The 16,847-nt window shown below is 68.0% G+C and carries 10 protein-coding genes; 2 read left to right on the top strand and 8 right to left on the bottom strand.

The features are described from left to right. Window positions 1-47: 47 nt before the first annotated feature. The 3 genes from uvrC to J9315_RS08190 all read right to left on the bottom strand — a co-directional run bounded on the left by uvrC (window position 48) and on the right by J9315_RS08190 (window position 7,369). Entirely contained in the window at window positions 48-1,910 is a 1,863-nt protein-coding gene (gene uvrC / locus J9315_RS08200) for an excinuclease ABC subunit UvrC (RefSeq protein WP_211979183.1), read from the bottom strand. Beyond that, window positions 1,903-4,782, bottom strand: coding sequence for an excinuclease ABC subunit UvrA (gene uvrA, locus J9315_RS08195; protein WP_211979182.1), 2,880 nt, complete (start codon window positions 4,780-4,782; stop codon window positions 1,903-1,905). The genes uvrC and uvrA overlap by 8 nt, the downstream gene beginning before the upstream one ends. 73 nt (window positions 4,783-4,855) lie before the next feature. Continuing rightward, the gene (locus J9315_RS08190; RefSeq protein ID WP_211979181.1) at window positions 4,856-7,369 is read right to left on the bottom strand and encodes a DEAD/DEAH box helicase; all 2,514 of its coding nucleotides are present in this window, start codon (window positions 7,367-7,369) and stop codon (window positions 4,856-4,858) included. A gap of 71 nt (window positions 7,370-7,440) precedes the next feature. Here J9315_RS08190 and J9315_RS08185 point away from each other — a divergent pair, with 71 nt between their 5' ends. Further along, complete coding sequence (locus tag J9315_RS08185; protein WP_211979180.1) at window positions 7,441-7,731, top strand: YciI family protein; 291 nt, start codon at window positions 7,441-7,443, stop codon at window positions 7,729-7,731. A gap of 115 nt (window positions 7,732-7,846) precedes the next feature. On the opposite strand, the gene J9315_RS08180 is transcribed toward J9315_RS08185, so the two are convergent. From J9315_RS08180 to rpsA, 5 genes are all read right to left on the bottom strand, one after another. Next, a complete protein-coding gene (locus tag J9315_RS08180) occupies window positions 7,847-8,911 on the bottom strand; it encodes a TerC/Alx family metal homeostasis membrane protein (protein ID WP_211979179.1) in 1,065 nt (354 codons plus the stop codon). A 311-nt stretch (window positions 8,912-9,222) separates the two neighbouring features. Then, window positions 9,223-11,358: an excinuclease ABC subunit UvrB gene (gene uvrB / locus J9315_RS08175; RefSeq protein WP_232623606.1), complete on the bottom strand. Its 2,136-nt coding sequence runs from the start codon at window positions 11,356-11,358 to the stop codon at window positions 9,223-9,225. A 46-nt stretch (window positions 11,359-11,404) separates the two neighbouring features. Further along, on the bottom strand, window positions 11,405-12,379 hold the full coding sequence (gene coaE, locus J9315_RS08170) for a dephospho-CoA kinase (RefSeq protein ID WP_211979178.1): 975 nt from the start codon (window positions 12,377-12,379) through the stop codon (window positions 11,405-11,407). Window positions 12,380-12,417: 38 nt separating this feature from the next. Beyond that, the gene (locus J9315_RS08165) at window positions 12,418-14,214 is read right to left on the bottom strand and encodes a hypothetical protein (protein WP_249121057.1); all 1,797 of its coding nucleotides are present in this window, start codon (window positions 14,212-14,214) and stop codon (window positions 12,418-12,420) included. Between the two features lie 49 nt (window positions 14,215-14,263). Continuing rightward, the gene (gene rpsA, locus J9315_RS08160) at window positions 14,264-15,742 is read right to left on the bottom strand and encodes a 30S ribosomal protein S1 (RefSeq protein WP_198498851.1); all 1,479 of its coding nucleotides are present in this window, start codon (window positions 15,740-15,742) and stop codon (window positions 14,264-14,266) included. A gap of 206 nt (window positions 15,743-15,948) precedes the next feature. Between rpsA and J9315_RS08155 the strand changes: the two genes are divergently transcribed. Next, window positions 15,949-16,788 carry a class I SAM-dependent methyltransferase gene (locus J9315_RS08155; protein ID WP_137824113.1) on the top strand — a complete coding sequence of 280 codons (840 nt, stop codon included), beginning with the start codon at window positions 15,949-15,951 and terminating at the stop codon, window positions 16,786-16,788. Window positions 16,789-16,847: the final 59 nt, after the last annotated feature.

The following is a 16,847-nucleotide window of genomic DNA, read 5'->3' as shown; positions in this document are numbered from 1 at the left end:
CTGTGGGGCGCCGATCTCAGTGCCCGTTCAGCTCGGGATGGTGGGGTTCAGTCCGTCTGCAGGGCCGCGGCGATCTTCTCCGCCAGGGCCGGCCCGATCCCCTTGACCTCGCAGAGCTGCTCGACGCTGGCCGCACGTGTCCGCTTCACCGAGCCGAAGTGCTTGAGGAGTGCCGTCCGCTTCGCCTCGCCGAGGCCGGGAATCTCATCGAGGACGGAGCTCGTCATCGCCTTCGCCCGCTTCGACCGGTGGTAGGTGATCGCGAAGCGGTGCGCCTCGTCCCGCAGGCGCTGCATGAGGAAGAGTCCCTCGGAGTTGCGCGGGAGGATGACGGGGAACGGGTCGTCGGGGACCCAGACCTCCTCGAGCCGCTTGGCGAGGCCGACGACGGAGATGTCGACGATTCCGAGGTCGTGCAGCGCCCGGGTCGCCGCGGCGACCTGGGGTCCGGCGCCGTCGACGACGAGGAGGCTGGGACGGTACCCGAAGCGGTCGTCGGGTTCGTCGGAGGCCATCTGCTCGAGGTAGCGGCTGAAGCGCCGGGAGACGACGTCGTACATCGAGGCGGTGTCGTCGGTCGCCGCCTCGCCGTGGATCGCGAAGTGCCGGTAGTCGCGCTTCTTCGCCAGGCCGTCCTCGAAGACGACGAGGCTGGCGACGACGTTCGAGCCCTGGGTGTGGGAGATGTCGATGCACTCGATGCGCAGCGGCGCCTCGGGCAGGTCGAGGTGCTCCTGGATCTCCTTGAGCGCGGTGCTGCGGGTCGTCAGGTCGGAGGAGCGCTTGAGCTTGTGCTGGACGAGCGCTTCCTTAGCGTTCTTCGTCACCGTCTCGAGCACGGCCTTCTTCTCGCCGCGTTCGGGCACCCGCACGGTGACCTTGGCGCCGCGCTGTTCGCTCAGCCAGGCTTCGAGCGAGTCGAGGTCGGCGGGCACGGTGTCGACGAGGATCTCCTTGGGGATCGCATCGGCGTCGAGTCCCGTGTACGCCTGCCGGAGGTAGTCGGTGGTCAGCTCGGCCGGGGTGTGGTCGTCGGAGCGTTCGATGATCCACCCGCGCTGGCCGCGGATGCGGCCGCCGCGGACGTGGAAGACCTGGACGGAGGCTTCGAGCTCCTCGGTGACGAGGGCGAAGACATCGCAGTCGGCGGACACGGAGAGGACGACGGCGGACTTGTCGAGGACCTTCTGCAGCGCGGTGAGCTCGTCGCGCAGCCGTGCCGCCTGTTCGTAGTCGAGGTCGGCGGCGGCGGCGGCCATCTCCTTCTTCCGCTCGCTGATGAAGCGCCCCGTGTTGCCGGACATGAAGTCGACGACGCTGCGGGCGAGGTCCCGGTGCTCGTCGATGCTGATCTTGCCGACGCACGGGGCGGCGCATTTGTCGATGTACCCGAGCAGGCACGGCCGACCGCTGCGTTCGGCACGGCGGAACACCCCCGGGGTGCACGTGCGCATGGGGAACGCCTTGAGGAGGAGATCGAGGGTGTCCCTGATCGCCCACACCTGGGCGAACGGGCCGAAGTACTTCACGCCCCGGCGGCGTTTGCCGCGGGTGATGAACGCCCTGGGCACCTCGTCGTTCATCGTGATCGCCAGATAGGGGTAGGACTTGTCGTCGCGGAACATGACGTTGAACCGCGGATTGAATTCGTTGATCCACGTCCACTCGAGCTGGAGGGCCTCGACCTCGGTGTCGACGACGGTCCATTCCACCGAGGCGGCGGTGTGGACCATCGTCGAGGTCCGCGGGTGCAGCTGCGCGGGGTTGGCGAAGTACGAGTTGAGCCGGTTCCGCAGATTCTTCGCCTTGCCGACGTAGATCACCCGCCGGTCGGGGTCACGGAACTTGTAGACCCCGGCCGAGGTGGGAATGCTGCCGGTGGCCGGACGGTAGCTCGCGGGATCAGGCATCGAGCATCTCGGCGAGGAAGCGCCCGGTGTGGCTGGCGGGGTTCTTCGCGACCTCCTCCGGGGTGCCTTCGGCGACGACCTGACCGCCGCCGCGACCGCCCTCGGGGCCGAGGTCGATGACGTAGTCGGAGTTCGCGATGACATCGAGGTTGTGCTCGATGACGATCACGGAGTTCCCCTTTTCCACGAGCCCCTGGAGGACGTGGAGGAGCTTCGAGATGTCCTCGAAGTGGAGACCGGTCGTCGGCTCGTCGAGCACGTAGACGGTGCGACCGCGGGAGCGCTTCTGGAGTTCGGCGGCGAGCTTGACGCGCTGCGCCTCACCGCCGGAGAGCGTCGTCGCCGGCTGTCCGAGCCGGACGTAGCCGAGGCCGACGTCGACGAGGGTCGACAGGTGCCGGGAGATCGCGGGGATCGCGGCGAAGAACTCCGCGGCCTCCTCGATGGGCATGTCGAGGACCTCGGCGATCGTCTTGCCCTTGAACGTCACCTCGAGCGTCTCCCGGTTGTACCGGGCTCCCCCGCACACCTCGCAGGGGACGTAGACGTCGGGGAGGAAGTTCATCTCGATCTTGATCGTGCCGTCACCGCTGCAGTTCTCGCAGCGGCCGCCCTTGACGTTGAAGGAGAAGCGGCCCGGCTGGTAGCCGCGGACCTTCGCGGACTCGGTCTCGGCGAAGAGCCGGCGGATGTGGTCGAAGACGCCGGTGTACGTCGCCGGGTTCGACCGCGGGGTGCGGCCGATCGGCGACTGGTCGACGTGGACGACCTTGTCGAGGTTCTCCAGCCCCGTCACCCGCTTGTGCCGACCGGGCACGCGGGACGCGCCGTTGAGGACGTTCGCCATCTGCGTGTAGAGGATCTCGTTGACGAGCGTCGACTTGCCGGACCCGGACACCCCGGTGACCGCGGTGAGGACGCCGAGCGGGAAGGAGACGGTGAGGTCGCGGAGGTTGTTCTCGCTCGCCTTCTCGACGGTGACCATCCGTTCGGGGTCGATCGGCCGGCGTACGGTGGGGATCGCGATGGACTTGCGTCCGTCGAGGTAGGCACCGGTGATCGAGCGCTCGGCGTCCTTGAGCCCGGGGACCGGACCGGAGTAGATGACCTCTCCCCCGTGCTCGCCGGCACCGGGGCCGATGTCGACGATCCAGTCCGCGGCGCCGATGGTGTCCTCGTCGTGTTCGACGACGATGAGGGTGTTGCCGAGGTCCTTGAGCTTGATGAGCGTGTCGATGAGACGGCGGTTGTCGCGCTGGTGGAGGCCGATCGAGGGCTCGTCGAGGACGTAGAGGACGCCGACGAGGCCCGAGCCGATCTGCGTGGCCAGGCGGATGCGCTGGGCCTCACCGCCGGACAGGGTCCCGGCGGCGCGGTTGAGGCTGAGGTATTCGAGGCCGACGTCGAGGAGGAAGCCGAGGCGGGCGTTGATCTCCTTCATCACCTGCGCGGCGACAGCCGCGTCACGGCCGCTGAGCTCGAGTCCGGAGAGGAAGCCGGCCGCCTCGTCGAGGGCGAGCTCAGCCACCTCGGCGATCGAGCGGTCACCGACCTTGACGGCGAGGGCCTCGGGTTTGAGCCGGGTGCCGTTGCACGAGGCGCACGGGATCTCGCGCATGTACGACTCGTAGCGCTCACGCGACCAGTCGGACTCGGTTTCGTCGTGCTTGCGCTGGATGTACTGGAAGACGCCCTCGAAGCCCGTCGAGTACGTCCGCTCCCGCCCGAAGCGGTTGCGGTACTTGACGTGGACCTCGTAGTCCTTGCCGGTGAGGATCGCGGTGCGCTGTGCGCTCGTGAGGTCCTTCCACGGGGTCTTGAGCGTGAAGCCGAGCTCGTTGCCGAGACCGGTGAGCAGGCGGTTGAAGTACTTCGACACCTGTTTGCCGCCCGACCACGGAGCGACCGCGCCGGCGCCGAGGCTGAGGTCCTCGTCGGGGACGACGAGGCTCTCATCGACCTGGAGCCGGGTGCCGATGCCGTCGCACGTCGGGCACGCGCCGAAGGGCGAGTTGAAGGAGAAGGTCCGGGGTTCGATCTCGTCGATCGTCAGCGGATGCTCGTTCGGACACGACATGTGCTCGGAGAACGTGCGGGTCACGCCCTCGTCGACGAGGTCGATGTCGATGCGGCCGTCGGCGAGTCCGAGAGCGGTCTCGACGGAGTCCGTGAGACGCGGGCGCATGCCGGGCTTCGCGACGAGGCGATCGACGACGACGGAGATCGTGTGCTTGTACTTCTTGTCCAGGGTCGGCGGGTCGCTCAGGCTGATCTGCTCACCGTCGACGATGGCACGGGAGAAGCCCTTCGCCTGCAGGTCGGTGAAGAGGTCGACGAATTCGCCCTTGCGCAGGCGCACGACGGGCGCGAGGACGAGGAACTTCGTCCGCTCCGGCAGCTCGAGGAGCTGATCGACGATCTGCTGCGGGGTCTGCTTCGTGATGATCTCGCCGCAGATCGGACAGTGGGGCACGCCGATGCGCGCCCAGAGGAGGCGGAGGAAGTCGTAGACCTCGGTGATCGTGCCGACCGTCGACCGCGGGTTGCGCGAGGTCGACTTCTGATCGATCGACACCGCCGGGGAGAGCCCTTCGATGAAGTCGACATCGGGTTTGTCCATCTGGCCGAGGAACATCCGGGCGTACGACGACAGGGATTCGACGTACCGGCGCTGTCCTTCGGCGAAGATCGTGTCGAACGCCAGCGACGACTTGCCCGACCCCGAGAGTCCGGTGAAGACGACCATGGAGTCGCGCGGCAGCGCGATCTCGACGTTCTTGAGGTTGTGCGCGCGGGCGCCCTTGACCCACAGCGTGTCGAGGTGGGACACGCCGGAGGGGTTCTGCGCGCTGTTCGCACTGTTCGTTTTCATCACCTGTCCACTGTATTACTCGGTCCTGACATGACGGTCGCGGCGGGAGGAGGCAGCGCCTGCGAGGAGTGTCTCACTCGGCCCTGACATGGTTCTCGGCGATCTCTCCGACGGCGAGGATGCGCACGACGATGTCCCCGGTCTCATCGCTCGCGGCGACGTCGACCTCGGCATCGATCGCCCAGTCGCGGTTGCCGTCGGGATCGGCGAGGATCTGACGCACACTCCAGGTGGTCGAACCGGGAACGATGTCGATATATTCCCGTCCCCGCGCGGTCTGGTCGACGAGCAGGTCGCCGTATTCGTCGTAGAAGTCCTCGATCGCGGTCTCCCAGGCCTTCTCGTCGAACCCGGACTCCGCGTCGAGGCGGCCGAGCTCGGCGTAGTCCGCGCGTTCGGCGAGCAGCACGCGATGGAACATCGCATTGCGGATCTCGGCGGTGAAGAGCTTCGTGTTCGCCGAGAACGCGCGGTCGAGGTCGGGCAGCTCCTCGTCGCCGAAGTCCGTGGGACTCAGTCCCTGGAGGGTGCGCCATTCGTCGAGGAGGGAGGAGTCGGTGCGGGCCACCGTCTCCCCGAGCCATTCGATGATGTCCTGGAGCTCCTCCCCGCGCCGGTCGGCCGGGACGTTGTGGGTCAGCGCCCGGTAGACGTCGGTAAGGTAGCGCAGGAGGCTGCCTTCGGCACGGGCGAGACCGTAGTAGCCGACGAACTGGGTGAAGCCCATCGCCTGCTCGACCATGTCGCGCACGATCGACTTCGGCTCGAAGTCGCCGGCCCGCAGCCACGGGTGGGCGAGGAGGAAGTGGTCGAACGCGGGCTCGAGGATCTCGGCCAACGGCTTCGGCCCGGTCACCTCGTCGAGGATGGCCATCCGCTCCGGATACTCGAGGCCCTCGGATTTGAGTTCGGCCAGCGTCTCCCGCTTGATCCGGTCGAGCTGGCCCTTGAGGATCGCGAAGGGCACCGGGGTGGTCGCCTCGACGAGGGAGACGACGTCGAGCGCCCACGTCGGGGAATCGGGGTCGAGGAGGTCGAGTCCGGCGAGGACGAACGGGGCGAGCGGCTGGTTGAGGGCGAACTGGGGACCGAGGTCCTCCGTCGGCACGAGTTCGGTCCCGCGCCGCTCGATGAGTCCGGCGTCGAAAAGGGAACGGCCGATCTTCAGCGCCGTGAGCTTGAGGTCGAGGTGCCGTTCGCGGCTCTCGTGCGTCTCATCGATGAACCGGCTGATCGTCGAGACATCGGATCCCGGGCGGGCGATGAGGTTGAGGATCATCGAATGGTCGATGCGCATCCGGGACCGCAGGGATTCCGGCGCGGACTCGATGAGCTTGGCGAAGGTCTCCTCGGACCACCCGACGAAACCGGCGGGTGCGGACTTCTTCTTCACCTTCTTCCGCTTCTTCTCATCGCCGGCGGCCTTCGCCTCGGCGCGGAGGTTCTCGATGACGTGCTCGGGGGCCTGGGCGACGACGAACCCGCGGGTGTCGAAGCCGGCGCGACCGGCCCGCCCGGCGAGCTGCTGGAACTCGCGGACGCTGAGCTTGCGCATCCGCCGCCCGTCGAACTTCGTCAGCCCGGTCAGGAGCACGGTGCGGATGGGCACGTTGATGCCCACCCCGAGGGTGTCGGTGCCGGAGATGACGAGGAGGACGCCCTTGAGGGCGAGCTGCTCGACGAGGCGGCGGTACTTCGGAAGCATCCCGGCATGGTGGACGCCGACGCCGTGGAGGAGGAGCCGGCGCAGCGTCTGGCCGAATCCCTTCGAGAACGTGAATCCCCTGATCTCCTCGGCGATCCTCGCCTTCTGCTCCTTGCTCGCGAGATCGACCGAGAGCAGGCCCGTGGCGAGGTCGATCGCACCGGCCTGGGAGTACGAGACGACGTAGACGGGTGCCCGGTCGTGGCGGACGAGGGCGCGGAGGGTGTCGGAGAGCGGTTCGGTCGAGTACTCGTATTCGAGCGGCACGGGACGCGACGCCGAGGTGATGAGGGCGGAGTCGCGGCCCGTCGTCTCCGTCATCGTCGCCCGGATCTCCGCCGTCTCCCCGAGCGTGGCCGACATGAGCACCATCTGCGCCTGCGGGAGTTCGAGGAGCGGAACCTGCCAGGCCCACCCGCGGGTGGGATCGGCGAAGTAGTGGAACTCGTCCATGACGACCATGCCGACGTCGAGGAGTCCTCCCTCGCGCAGCGCCTGGTTGGCGAGGATCTCCGCGGTCGCGCAGATGACGGGCGCATCGCCGTTGACCGTCGAGTCGCCGGTGATCATGCCGACGTTCTCGGGCCCGAACGCGTCGATGAGGGAGAAGAACTTCTCACTGACGAGCGCCTTGAGCGGTGCGGTGTAGTACGCCCGGATGCCGCGGGTGAACGAGCAGTAGAGCGCGAACAGCGCGACGAGGGACTTCCCCGACCCCGTCGGGGTGGCGACGATCGTGTTGTCCCCGGAGAGGATCGCGAGCATCGCCTCCTCCTGCGCCGGGTAGGGTTCGATCCCCAGTTCGCGGCAGTACTCGGCGAACGCCTCGAAGATCGCATCCTCGTCGGCGAACTCCGCCGGAATCTCCTGCAGCCTCGTCACCACTGTGCACTGACCTTTCGCTCTAGACTGATGTCCATCCTATTGACCTCGAATCCCTCAAGGAGTGGCAGATGCCGGTTTTCGCCGTCACCTACGTCTATGGCCCCGACACCGAGACGCGTCTCGCGCACAGGCCCGCACACCGTCAGTGGCAGGCCGCGCAGAACGCGTCCGGTGCCATGCTCGCCTCCGGCCCGTTCACCGACGATGAGCAGCCCGGCGGCCTGCTGCTCGTCAGCGCCGCCGATCAGGATGCCGCCCGCGACATGCTCACCGGCGATCCGTACCACGACCTCGGTGTCATCGCCGAGACCCGGATCCGAGAGTGGAATCCGATGTTCGGGGCGTTCGCCGAGGACTGAGCCGCTCCCGGACTCGCCCGTCCGAACGACACAGTGCGCGGGTGCCCACCGCTGACGGGGGCACCCGCGCACTGCTGTCTCCGCTGCGGCGCGTGCCGCCTGCGGGAGCGGGGGCTCAGTCCTGCTTGGCTTCCGTTTCGGTCGCTCCGGCGTCCCGGAACGACTTGCCCTCGCGTTTCATCTTCCACAGCGAGGCGAGTGTCGCGACGACCATGGCGACGACGATGAACGTCAGCGACAGCCACGTCGGGACCTCGGGCACCGAGTTGCCCCACGACAGCCACGACACATCGGTCTCGTGGAGGGCGTGGAGGAAGAGCTTGACGCCGATGAACGCGAGGATCGCCGCGATCCCGTAGTGGAGGTAGACGAGTTTGTCGACGAGTCCGCCGAGGAGGAAGTAGAGCTGGCGCAGACCCATGAGGGCGAAGACGTTCGCGGTGAAGACGAGGAACGCGTTCTGTGTGACACCGAAGATCGCGGGGATCGAGTCGAGGGCGAACATGACGTCCGTCGAGCCGATCGCGAGGAAGACGATGAACATGGGCGTCCAGTACTTCTTGCCGTCGTCGAGCTCGACGCGCAGCTTGTTGCCGTGGTACTCGTCGACGACGTTGATCCGCTTGCGGAGGAAGCGGATGAGCGCGTTCTCGCCGTCGCCCTCGTCGTCGCTGCTGAAGGCCTGACGGTAGGCGACGAAGAGGAGGAAGAGGCCGAAGAGGAAGAAGACCTCGACGAAGGCGTTGATGATCGCCGCTCCCGCGAGGATGAAGATGCCGCGGAAGATGATGGCGATGATGATGCCCACCATGAGGACTTCCTGCTGGTACTTCCGGGGCACCTGGAAGCTGCTCATGATGATGATGAAGACGAAGAGGTTGTCGATGCTCAGGGAGTACTCGAGCAGCCAACCGGTGAGGAACTCGCTGCCGTGCTGGGCGTCGCCGATCCAGAAGAGCGAACCGGCGAAGGCCAGGGCGAGGGCGACGTAGAACGCGACCCAGATGCCGGCCTCGCGCATCGAGGGGACGTGGGGGCGCTTGATGACGAGGAGGAGGTCGAAGATGAGGATCGCGACGACGATGATCCCGGAGGTGATCATGAACCAGCCGGGAATGACTGCTCCTGTCGATGCAGCGGCATTGCCGCCGGCGGCGAGGGTGGAGGACAGGGTATCCAATTGGGGCCTTTCGTGATGACGGACTGTACCCGTGTCGAAAGTCTCTCCCACGCTGTGACCGCGGAGTCGTCGGCCGACCGCGATGTTCGCGGTGCGGCGGGCGAGCCTGCGGCGGCGTGCGCTCCGTGCCCGGACCCGCAGACGGGTCGTGGTGACGAGCACGGATGGACGGGATACTCCCTTTCGCCAGCCTCACCAGTATAGTCGGGTTGCCGCGATTGTGCGCATCCGCCTCTCAGGACGCGGACGGGATTCCCGTCAAGCCCGCCTGCCGCGTGGCCGCCGGGCACGCAGCACGCGCGGCGGCCGGCTCACGCGTGGCCGACCTCCTTCATCGCCCGCAGCTCCTTCTTGAGGTCGGAGAGCTCATCGCGCAGCCGCGCGGCGAGTTCGAACTGGAGTTCCGCGGCCGCCGCATGCATCTGCGTCGTCAGGGATTCGATGAGCTCGGTGAGATCGGCGGCCGGTGGCCGCAGCGAGCCGCCGCCGCTCGAAGCGGCCTGCCGCTGTTCGTCGGTGAGCGTCGAGTTGTAGCCGCGCTTGCCCTTGCCGTAGTCGAATTCGGTGAGGAGCTCGCGCGTGTCGGCGTCCTCGCGCTGCAGGCGCTCGGTGATGTCGGCGATCTTCTTGACCAGCGGCGCCGGGTCGATGCCGTGCTCCTCGTTGTAGGCGATCTGGATCTCGCGACGGCGGTTCGTCTCGTCGATCGCCTCCTGCATCGACCGGGTGATCGTGTCGGCGTACATGTGGACCTCGCCGTGGACGTTGCGGGCCGCGCGTCCGATCGTCTGGATGAGCGAGGTCGCCGAGCGCAGGAAGCCCTCCTTGTCGGCGTCGAGGATCGCCACGAGCGAGACCTCCGGCAGGTCGAGGCCCTCGCGGAGCAGGTTGATGCCGACGAGGACGTCGAACTCACCGGCGCGCAGCTCGGTGAGGAGTTCGACGCGGCGCAGCGTATCGACGTCGGAGTGGAGGTACTGGACGCGGATCTCGTGCTCGAGGAGGTAGTCGGTGAGATCCTCGGCCATCTTCTTCGTCAGGGTCGTGACGAGGACGCGCTCGTTCCTCTCGACCCGTGTCCTGATCTCGTCGAGGAGGTCGTCGATCTGGCCCTTCGTCGGCTTGACGACGACCTCGGGATCGACGAGACCGGTCGGGCGGATGATCTGCTGGACGGTGCCCTCCGACCGTTCGAGTTCGAAGTCGCCGGGGGTCGCCGACAGGTAGACGGTCTGTCCGACGCGCTCGCGGAACTCGTCGAACTTCAGCGGCCGGTTGTCCATCGCGCTCGGCAGGCGGAAGCCGTGTTCGACGAGGGTGCGCTTGCGGGACATGTCGCCTTCGTACATGCCGCCGATCTGCGGCACGGTGACGTGGGATTCGTCGATGACGAGGAGGAAGTCCTCGGGGAAGTAGTCGAGCAGGCAGTTCGGGGCCGACCCCGCAGGGCGTCCGTCGATGTGCCGGGAGTAGTTCTCGATGCCCGAGGTGAAGCCCATCGACTCCATCATCTCGAGGTCGTAGCTCGTGCGCATTTTCAGGCGCTGGGCCTCGAGGAGCTTGTTCTGCGCTTCGAATTCGCTCAGCCGCGACTGCAGCTCGTCCTCGATCTCGCTGATCGCCCGCCCCATCCGGTTCTCCCCGGCGACGTAGTGGGAGGCGGGGAAGACGTGGATCGTGTCCTCGTCACGGACGATCTCCCCGGTGAGCGGGTGGAGGGTCTGGAGGGATTCGATCTCGTCGCCGAAGAACTCGATGCGCAGGGCGAGCTCCTCGTACTGCGGGATGATCTCGACCGTGTCGCCCCGCACCCGAAAGGTGCCGCGGGTGAAGGCCATGTCATTGCGCGAGTACTGCATCGACACGAACCGCTTGAGGAGTTCGTCGCGGTCGCATTCCTGCCCCTTGTGGAGGGTGACCATCCGGTCGACGTACTCCTCGGGCGTGCCGAGGCCGTAGATGCACGAGACGGTCGAGACGACGACGACGTCGCGCCTGGTCAGCAGCGAATTCGTCGCGGAGTGCCGGAGCCGCTCGACCTCGTCGTTGATCGACGAGTCCTTCTCGATGAACGTGTCCGTCTGCGGGACGTACGCCTCGGGCTGGTAGTAGTCGTAGTAGGAGACGAAGTACTCGACGGCGTTGTTCGGCAGCAGCTGGCGGAACTCGTTGGCCAGCTGCGCGGCGAGCGTCTTGTTCGGCGCCATGATGAGCGTCGGACGCTGCACCTGTTCGATGAGCCACGCCGTGGTCGCCGACTTGCCGGTGCCGGTCGCGCCGAGGAGGACGATGTCGCGCTCTCCCGACTCGAGGCGGTCGGAGATGTCGTGGATGGCGGTGGGCTGATCGCCCGAGGGGGAGTATTCGGAGACGACCTCGAAGGGCGCCACCGTGCGGGTGACGTCCGGGCGGTGCCCGATCGCGGGCAGGGGACGGGTTTCGCTCATGCCCCCAGCCTAGACCTCGGCCCTGACACGGCACTGGGCGGGACGGTCATTCCGCGCTGTCCCGGGCTCCTTCCGCGCCCACCGGTTCCGCGCCCACCGCCGCCCCCGCATCCCCGGCCGTCGTGCGCACGCGGAGTTCGGCGGGCTGGCCGGGATCGGCACTCGCCCGCACTCCGGTGTCGCCTCCGGACTCCGCGGGCGGGAACCCGAGCGCGGTCAGCTGCGGTGCGAGCGCCTCGGCGGTCCGGGCGTCCCCGGCGTCGAGGACGAAGGAGAGCGGGGCATCGGGGGCGGTGTCCTGCGCGGTGATCGGGTGCGTCTCCCCCGTGCCGTGGCGCAGCTTCGCGACGAGCCGCTCCGCGTCGCCCTCCCGGCGCCGTATACGGTCGTCGCCGCTGCGCGCGGCGGGACGCTGCGCGGCGAGGTTCGCGGCGAAGGGGGCGAGCCGGGAGTCCCAGAGGGCGTCGACGATCTCCGCGGTGGCGGCCGGCGTTCCCGTGTTGTCGATGAGGACGTCGCAGGCGGCGCGGCGCACCTCGTCCGTGGCCTGCCGGGCGATGCGGGATTCGGCATCGGCCCGGTCCATCCCTCGGGTCTCGGCGAGCCGGTCCAGGCGCACCGCGGCGGGGACGTCGACGAGCAGCGTGAGGTGGTACCCGACCTCCATGTGGTTCTCGACGAGGAGGGGCACATCGTGGACGACCACCTCGGCGTCCGCGGCGGCGAAGCGGCCGGCCGTTCGATCCCGGATGACCGGGTGCATGAGCTCGCCGAGGCGCTTCGTCGACTCTGCGTCGGCGAAGGCGACGGCGGCCAGCCGGGCCCGGTCGAGGCTGCCGTCGGCGGCGAGGATCGCGGGCCCGAACTCGGCGGCGAGGGCGTCGAGGAGCGGCTCCCCCGGGGCGACGACCTCCCGGGCGATGACGTCGGCGTCGATGATCTCCGCACCGTGGGCGGCGAGGAGGTTCGCCACCGTCGACTTGCCCGCGCCGATCCCCCCGGTCAGTCCGATTCTCAGCATGGGGCCAGCTTAGCGAACCGCGTCCTCAGCGAACGGCGTCACCGACTCACCCGGTAGACGACGACGCCCTCACCGGAGAACACGGGCTCCCCGAGCGCGGCATCGAGGAGGCCTTCGAGCTCACCGGTCCCGCCCGGGGTCAGCGGCGCCTCGGGCGCGAGGACGACGAAGTCGACGCCATCGGCGCGCAGGCCCTCGACCCCGGCGGTGACGGCCGGATCGGAGGCGGCAGGCACCGGGGCGCCGTTGAAGATCGTCGCCCGCAGCGCGGCATCGAGGTCGTCCTCGGGTGCGGAGTAGATGATCGGCGAGCTCGGGCTCGAGCCGATGAAGTACCCGCCGGTCTCCCGGTAGCGGAAATCGGCCACCGACTGCCACACCATCGCCTCGTCCGCGTGCGGAGCCGCCCAGGCCAGCGGGCGCGGGAGGGTCTTGACGACGGCCCCCTCCGGGATCACCTCGGCGATGGATCCGGTGTAGAAGTCGGGCACGTAGACCTCACGGGTCGGCTGGGCGCCGGGCAGGACGACGACGGCGGACACGGCGAGGAGGGCGAGCATGCCGATGCCCGCCCGGGTGCTGCGGCGCTCGAGCGCCCACTGCAGCCCGCAGCCGAGGATCGCCCAGAGCGCGATCGTCGAATGGAGGACGAGGCGCATCGGCAGGATGTTGTTGAGGACCGGGATCGCCTCGACGAGGGCGAAGGGTCCCGCGCCGAGGAGGGGCTGACCGGCGAGGAGGACCGGCGATCCGAGGGAGAGGAGGAAGACGAGGGTCCCGGAGACGGCGGCGATGCGCACGGGCACGACCCATCTCCCCCGCCGTCCGAGGGTGAGGATGATGAGGGCCGCGGCGATGAGCGCGGGGAGGCCGACGTAGGCGCCGATCTCCGCGCCGTCGAGGTCCATGACGCGCGGCAGCGGCGACTCCCCGGTCCCGAAGAGCGTCGGCAGGCCCGGCACGATGGGGTCGAGGAGATCGGTGTTCCACACGCCGTGCGGACGGATCGCCCCCGACGGCGCGTTGGGCCCGGCCATCGTCATCAGCAGCGGCAGGGCCGCGAGCAGGGCGATGCCGGCGCCGAGGAGGCCGCCGGCTCCCAGCCGCAGCCAGCCGGCCGGCGACAGCAGGGAACGGCCGCAGACGATGAGGGCGGCGAGGAAGCAGAGGAACGCGAGGAAGGTCCCAGCGAGCACCTCGGTGGAGACGTAGAACTGGAATCCGAGGACGACGCCGAGGCCGAGGCTGAGCAGCCAGAAGCGGCGTCCGCCAGGTCGGCCGGTGCGCGGACCGGACAGGAGCGCGAGAACGAGGGCGGCGACGAGCGGCGGGGTGACGGCGAACGCGAGGTTCGGGTGGCCCGAGAGCTGCGCGATGACGTAGGAGGAGAAGCCGATGCCGGCCGCGGCCGCGAACGCGGGTCCGCGCTTGAGGAACCGGCGGAAGAGGATCGCGCACGCCAGCGAGTTGAGCACCGGGAGGCTGAGGATGAGGGCGTTGTAGGCGATGATCGGCCCGGCCACCCACGTCAGCGGGGCGAGGAGGATGGCGATGCCGGTCAGCGAGGTGTTCCAGGCGCCGTTGACGCCGCCGGCCAGCGCATTCATCGCCTCGGTGTAGAGGAAGCCGTCGCCGGTGCCGGCGAGACCCCCGCCGAAGCCGAGGAGGCCCGCGAGCACCTCGGCGCCGTGGCCGAGCCACCAGATGAACAGGGAGGAGTCGTCGTTGCCGGCCGACACGGTGCCGCCCGGGTCGGCGGCGACCCCGCCGAAGACGGTGATGCTGCCGAGCGTGAGGGCGAGGGCGTACCACGCCCAGGGTCGCAGTCGCGCCAATGCAAAGGGCTCCCGACCTGTCGGCCGGGAGCCCTTCACTGCGCTGATGTCAGCTGCCTGCAAGCTTCTCACGCAGGGCTGCGAGTGCTTCGTCGCTGGCGAGCGTGCCTTCGTCGCCCGACTCCTCGGAGGAGAAGGACCCGGTGGCGGGAGCGGCGTCGGAGCCCGATTCCGCGGCGCCGGCCTCGGCGTCTGCGGCAATCGCCTTCGCGACCTGCTTCTTGTGCTCTTCCCAGCGCGACTGGGCGGCGGCGTACTGCTGCTCCCAGACCTCGCGCTGCGCCTCGAAACCCTCGATCCACTCGTTGGTCTCGGGGTCGAAGCCTTCGGGGTACTTGTAGTTGCCGTCCTCGTCGTACTCCTGCGGCATGCCGTAGAGAGCGGGGTCGAGGAACTCTTCGGCCTCGGGGTCGACGCCTTCGTTCGCCTGCTTGAGCGAGAGCGAGATGCGGCGGCGCTCGAGGTCGATGTCGATGACCTTGACGTAGATCGTCTCGTCGACGGAGACGACCTGCTCCGGGAGGTCGACGTGGCGCACGGCGAGCTCGGAGATGTGGACGAGGCCCTCGATGCCGTCCTCGACGCGCACGAACGCACCGAACGGAACGAGCTTGGTGACCTTGCCCGGCACGATCTGGCCGATGACGTGGGTCCGGGCGAAGTGCTGCCACGGATCTTCCTGCGTCGCCTTGAGCGAGAGCGAGACGCGCTCCCGGTCCATGTCGACGTCGAGAACCTCGACGGTGACCTCGTCACCGACGGTGACGACCTCACCCGGGTGATCGATGTGCTTCCAGGACAGCTCCGAGACGTGCACGAGTCCGTCGACACCACCGAGGTCGACGAAGGCACCGAAGTTGACGATCGAGGAGACGACGCCCGGACGGACCTGACCCTTCTGGAGGGTCTGGAGGAAGTCGTGGCGGACCTCGGACTGGGTCTGCTCGAGCCAGGCGCGGCGCGAGAGGACGACGTTGTTGCGGTTCTTGTCGAGCTCGATGATCTTCGCCTCGACCTGCTGCCCGATGTAGGGGGCGAGGTCGCGGACGCGACGCATCTCGACGAGCGAGGCGGGGAGGAAGCCGCGGAGGCCGATGTCGACGATCAGGCCGCCCTTGACAACCTCGATGACGGTGCCGGTGACGACCCCGTCCTCTTCCTTGATCTTCTCGATGTCGCCCCAGGCGCGCTCGTACTGCGCACGCTTCTTCGACAGCATGAGACGGCCCTCTTTGTCCTCCTTCTGGAGAACGAGTGCCTCGATGGGGTCCCCGACCTCGACGACTTCGCCGGGATCGACATCGTGCTTGATGGAGAGTTCACGCGAAAGGACGACGCCTTCCGTCTTGTATCCGATGTCGACGAGGACCTCGTCGCGATCGACCTTGACGACGGTGCCTTCGACGATGTCGCCATCGTTGAAGTACTTGATCGTCTCGTCGACGGCGGCGAGGAAGTCCTCAGCGGTTCCGATGTCATTGACAGCGACCTGCTTCGGCTGCACCGATTCCGGCGTGGTGGTGGTCATATAGGTAGGGACTCCGATGGAATTGTGTCCCGGATCCGATACCCTTGATCTGCTGTGACACAGCCTGTGGGGAATCGCATCCGGTCTCGATTACGATTATGGACTTGTATGCATACGCACATACGGTTGTCAATACTAGCATCATTCAGGGCGTGAATGCACCCTCGGAATCCGAGGTGATCTGCCCGTTCGACCGCGGAGGACTCATGAGCGACGGAAGCTATTCGACAGAGGTCATCAGCGGCGGGTACCTGCCCATCGACGAAGAGGCGTCAGTGCGCGCCAATCGCAGCTATTGGGACAACTCCGCCGAGGACTACCTCGCCGAGCACGGCAGCTTCCTCGGCGCCTCCGATTTCATCTGGTGTCCCGAGGGAATTCACGAATCCGACGTCCATCTCCTCGGTGACGTCGCCCGCCGCCAGATCCTCGAGGTCGGGTGCGGGGCCGGCCAGTGCTCCCGCTGGCTCGCCGAGGAGGGGGCGATCGCCACCGGCATCGACGTCTCCGCGGGCATGCTCGAGCAGGCCTCGCGCCTGCAGCGGGAGAATCCGCTGAGCGCCGACGCCACTCCCCCGACGTTCGTCCGCGCCGATGCCCGCCAGCTGCCGTTCGCCTCGAACAGCTTCGACATCGCGTTCTCCGCGTACGGGGCCCTCCCCTTCGTCAAGGACGCCGAGGTGGTCCTCGCCGAGGTGGCCCGCGTCGTCCGTCCCGGCGGGAAGTGGGTGTTCTCGACGACGCATCCGATGCGCTGGATGTTCCCCGACGTGCCCGGGGAGAACGGGCTGACCGTCGAGTACTCGTACTTCGACCGGACCCCGTACGTCGAGATCGCCGCCGACGGTCAGCCCGTCTACGCCGAGCACCACCGGACGATGGGCGACTGGGTGAGCCTCCTCGTGGCCGCCGGCTTCCGGATCGACGCGGTCACCGAACCCGAGTGGCCCGACTCCAACGAGACGGCGTGGGGCGGCTGGTCGCCCCTGCGCGGTGCTCTCATGCCCGGCACCGTGATCTTCTCGACAACCCTGCCCGAGGCCTGACCTCTGCCCGAGGTTTGAATTCTGCCCGGGGCCTGACCCGTGCCCCTACTACGCGACTG

This window comes from Brevibacterium sp. W7.2, from assembly GCF_018137945.1.
Taxonomy (GTDB): Bacteria; Actinomycetota; Actinomycetes; order Actinomycetales; family Brevibacteriaceae; genus Brevibacterium; species Brevibacterium sanguinis.
This window is presented reverse-complemented; position numbering and strand designations above follow the sequence as displayed.

Excerpts from the sequence above, each read along its gene's own strand:
- uvrA (WP_211979182.1), bottom strand. The coding sequence starts at position 4,782 with ATGAAAACGAACAGTGCGAACAGCGCGCAGAACCCCTCCGGCGTGTCC.
- uvrC (WP_211979183.1), bottom strand. The coding sequence starts at position 1,910 with ATGCCTGATCCCGCGAGCTACCGTCCGGCCACCGGCAGCATTCCCACC.
- rpsA (WP_198498851.1), bottom strand. The coding sequence starts at position 15,742 with ATGACCACCACCACGCCGGAATCGGTGCAGCCGAAGCAGGTCGCTGTC.
- J9315_RS08155 (WP_137824113.1), top strand. The coding sequence starts at position 15,949 with ATGAGCGACGGAAGCTATTCGACAGAGGTCATCAGCGGCGGGTACCTG.
- uvrB (WP_232623606.1), bottom strand. The coding sequence starts at position 11,358 with ATGAGCGAAACCCGTCCCCTGCCCGCGATCGGGCACCGCCCGGACGTC.
- coaE (WP_211979178.1), bottom strand. The coding sequence starts at position 12,379 with ATGCTGAGAATCGGACTGACCGGGGGGATCGGCGCGGGCAAGTCGACG.
- J9315_RS08185 (WP_211979180.1), top strand. The coding sequence starts at position 7,441 with ATGCCGGTTTTCGCCGTCACCTACGTCTATGGCCCCGACACCGAGACG.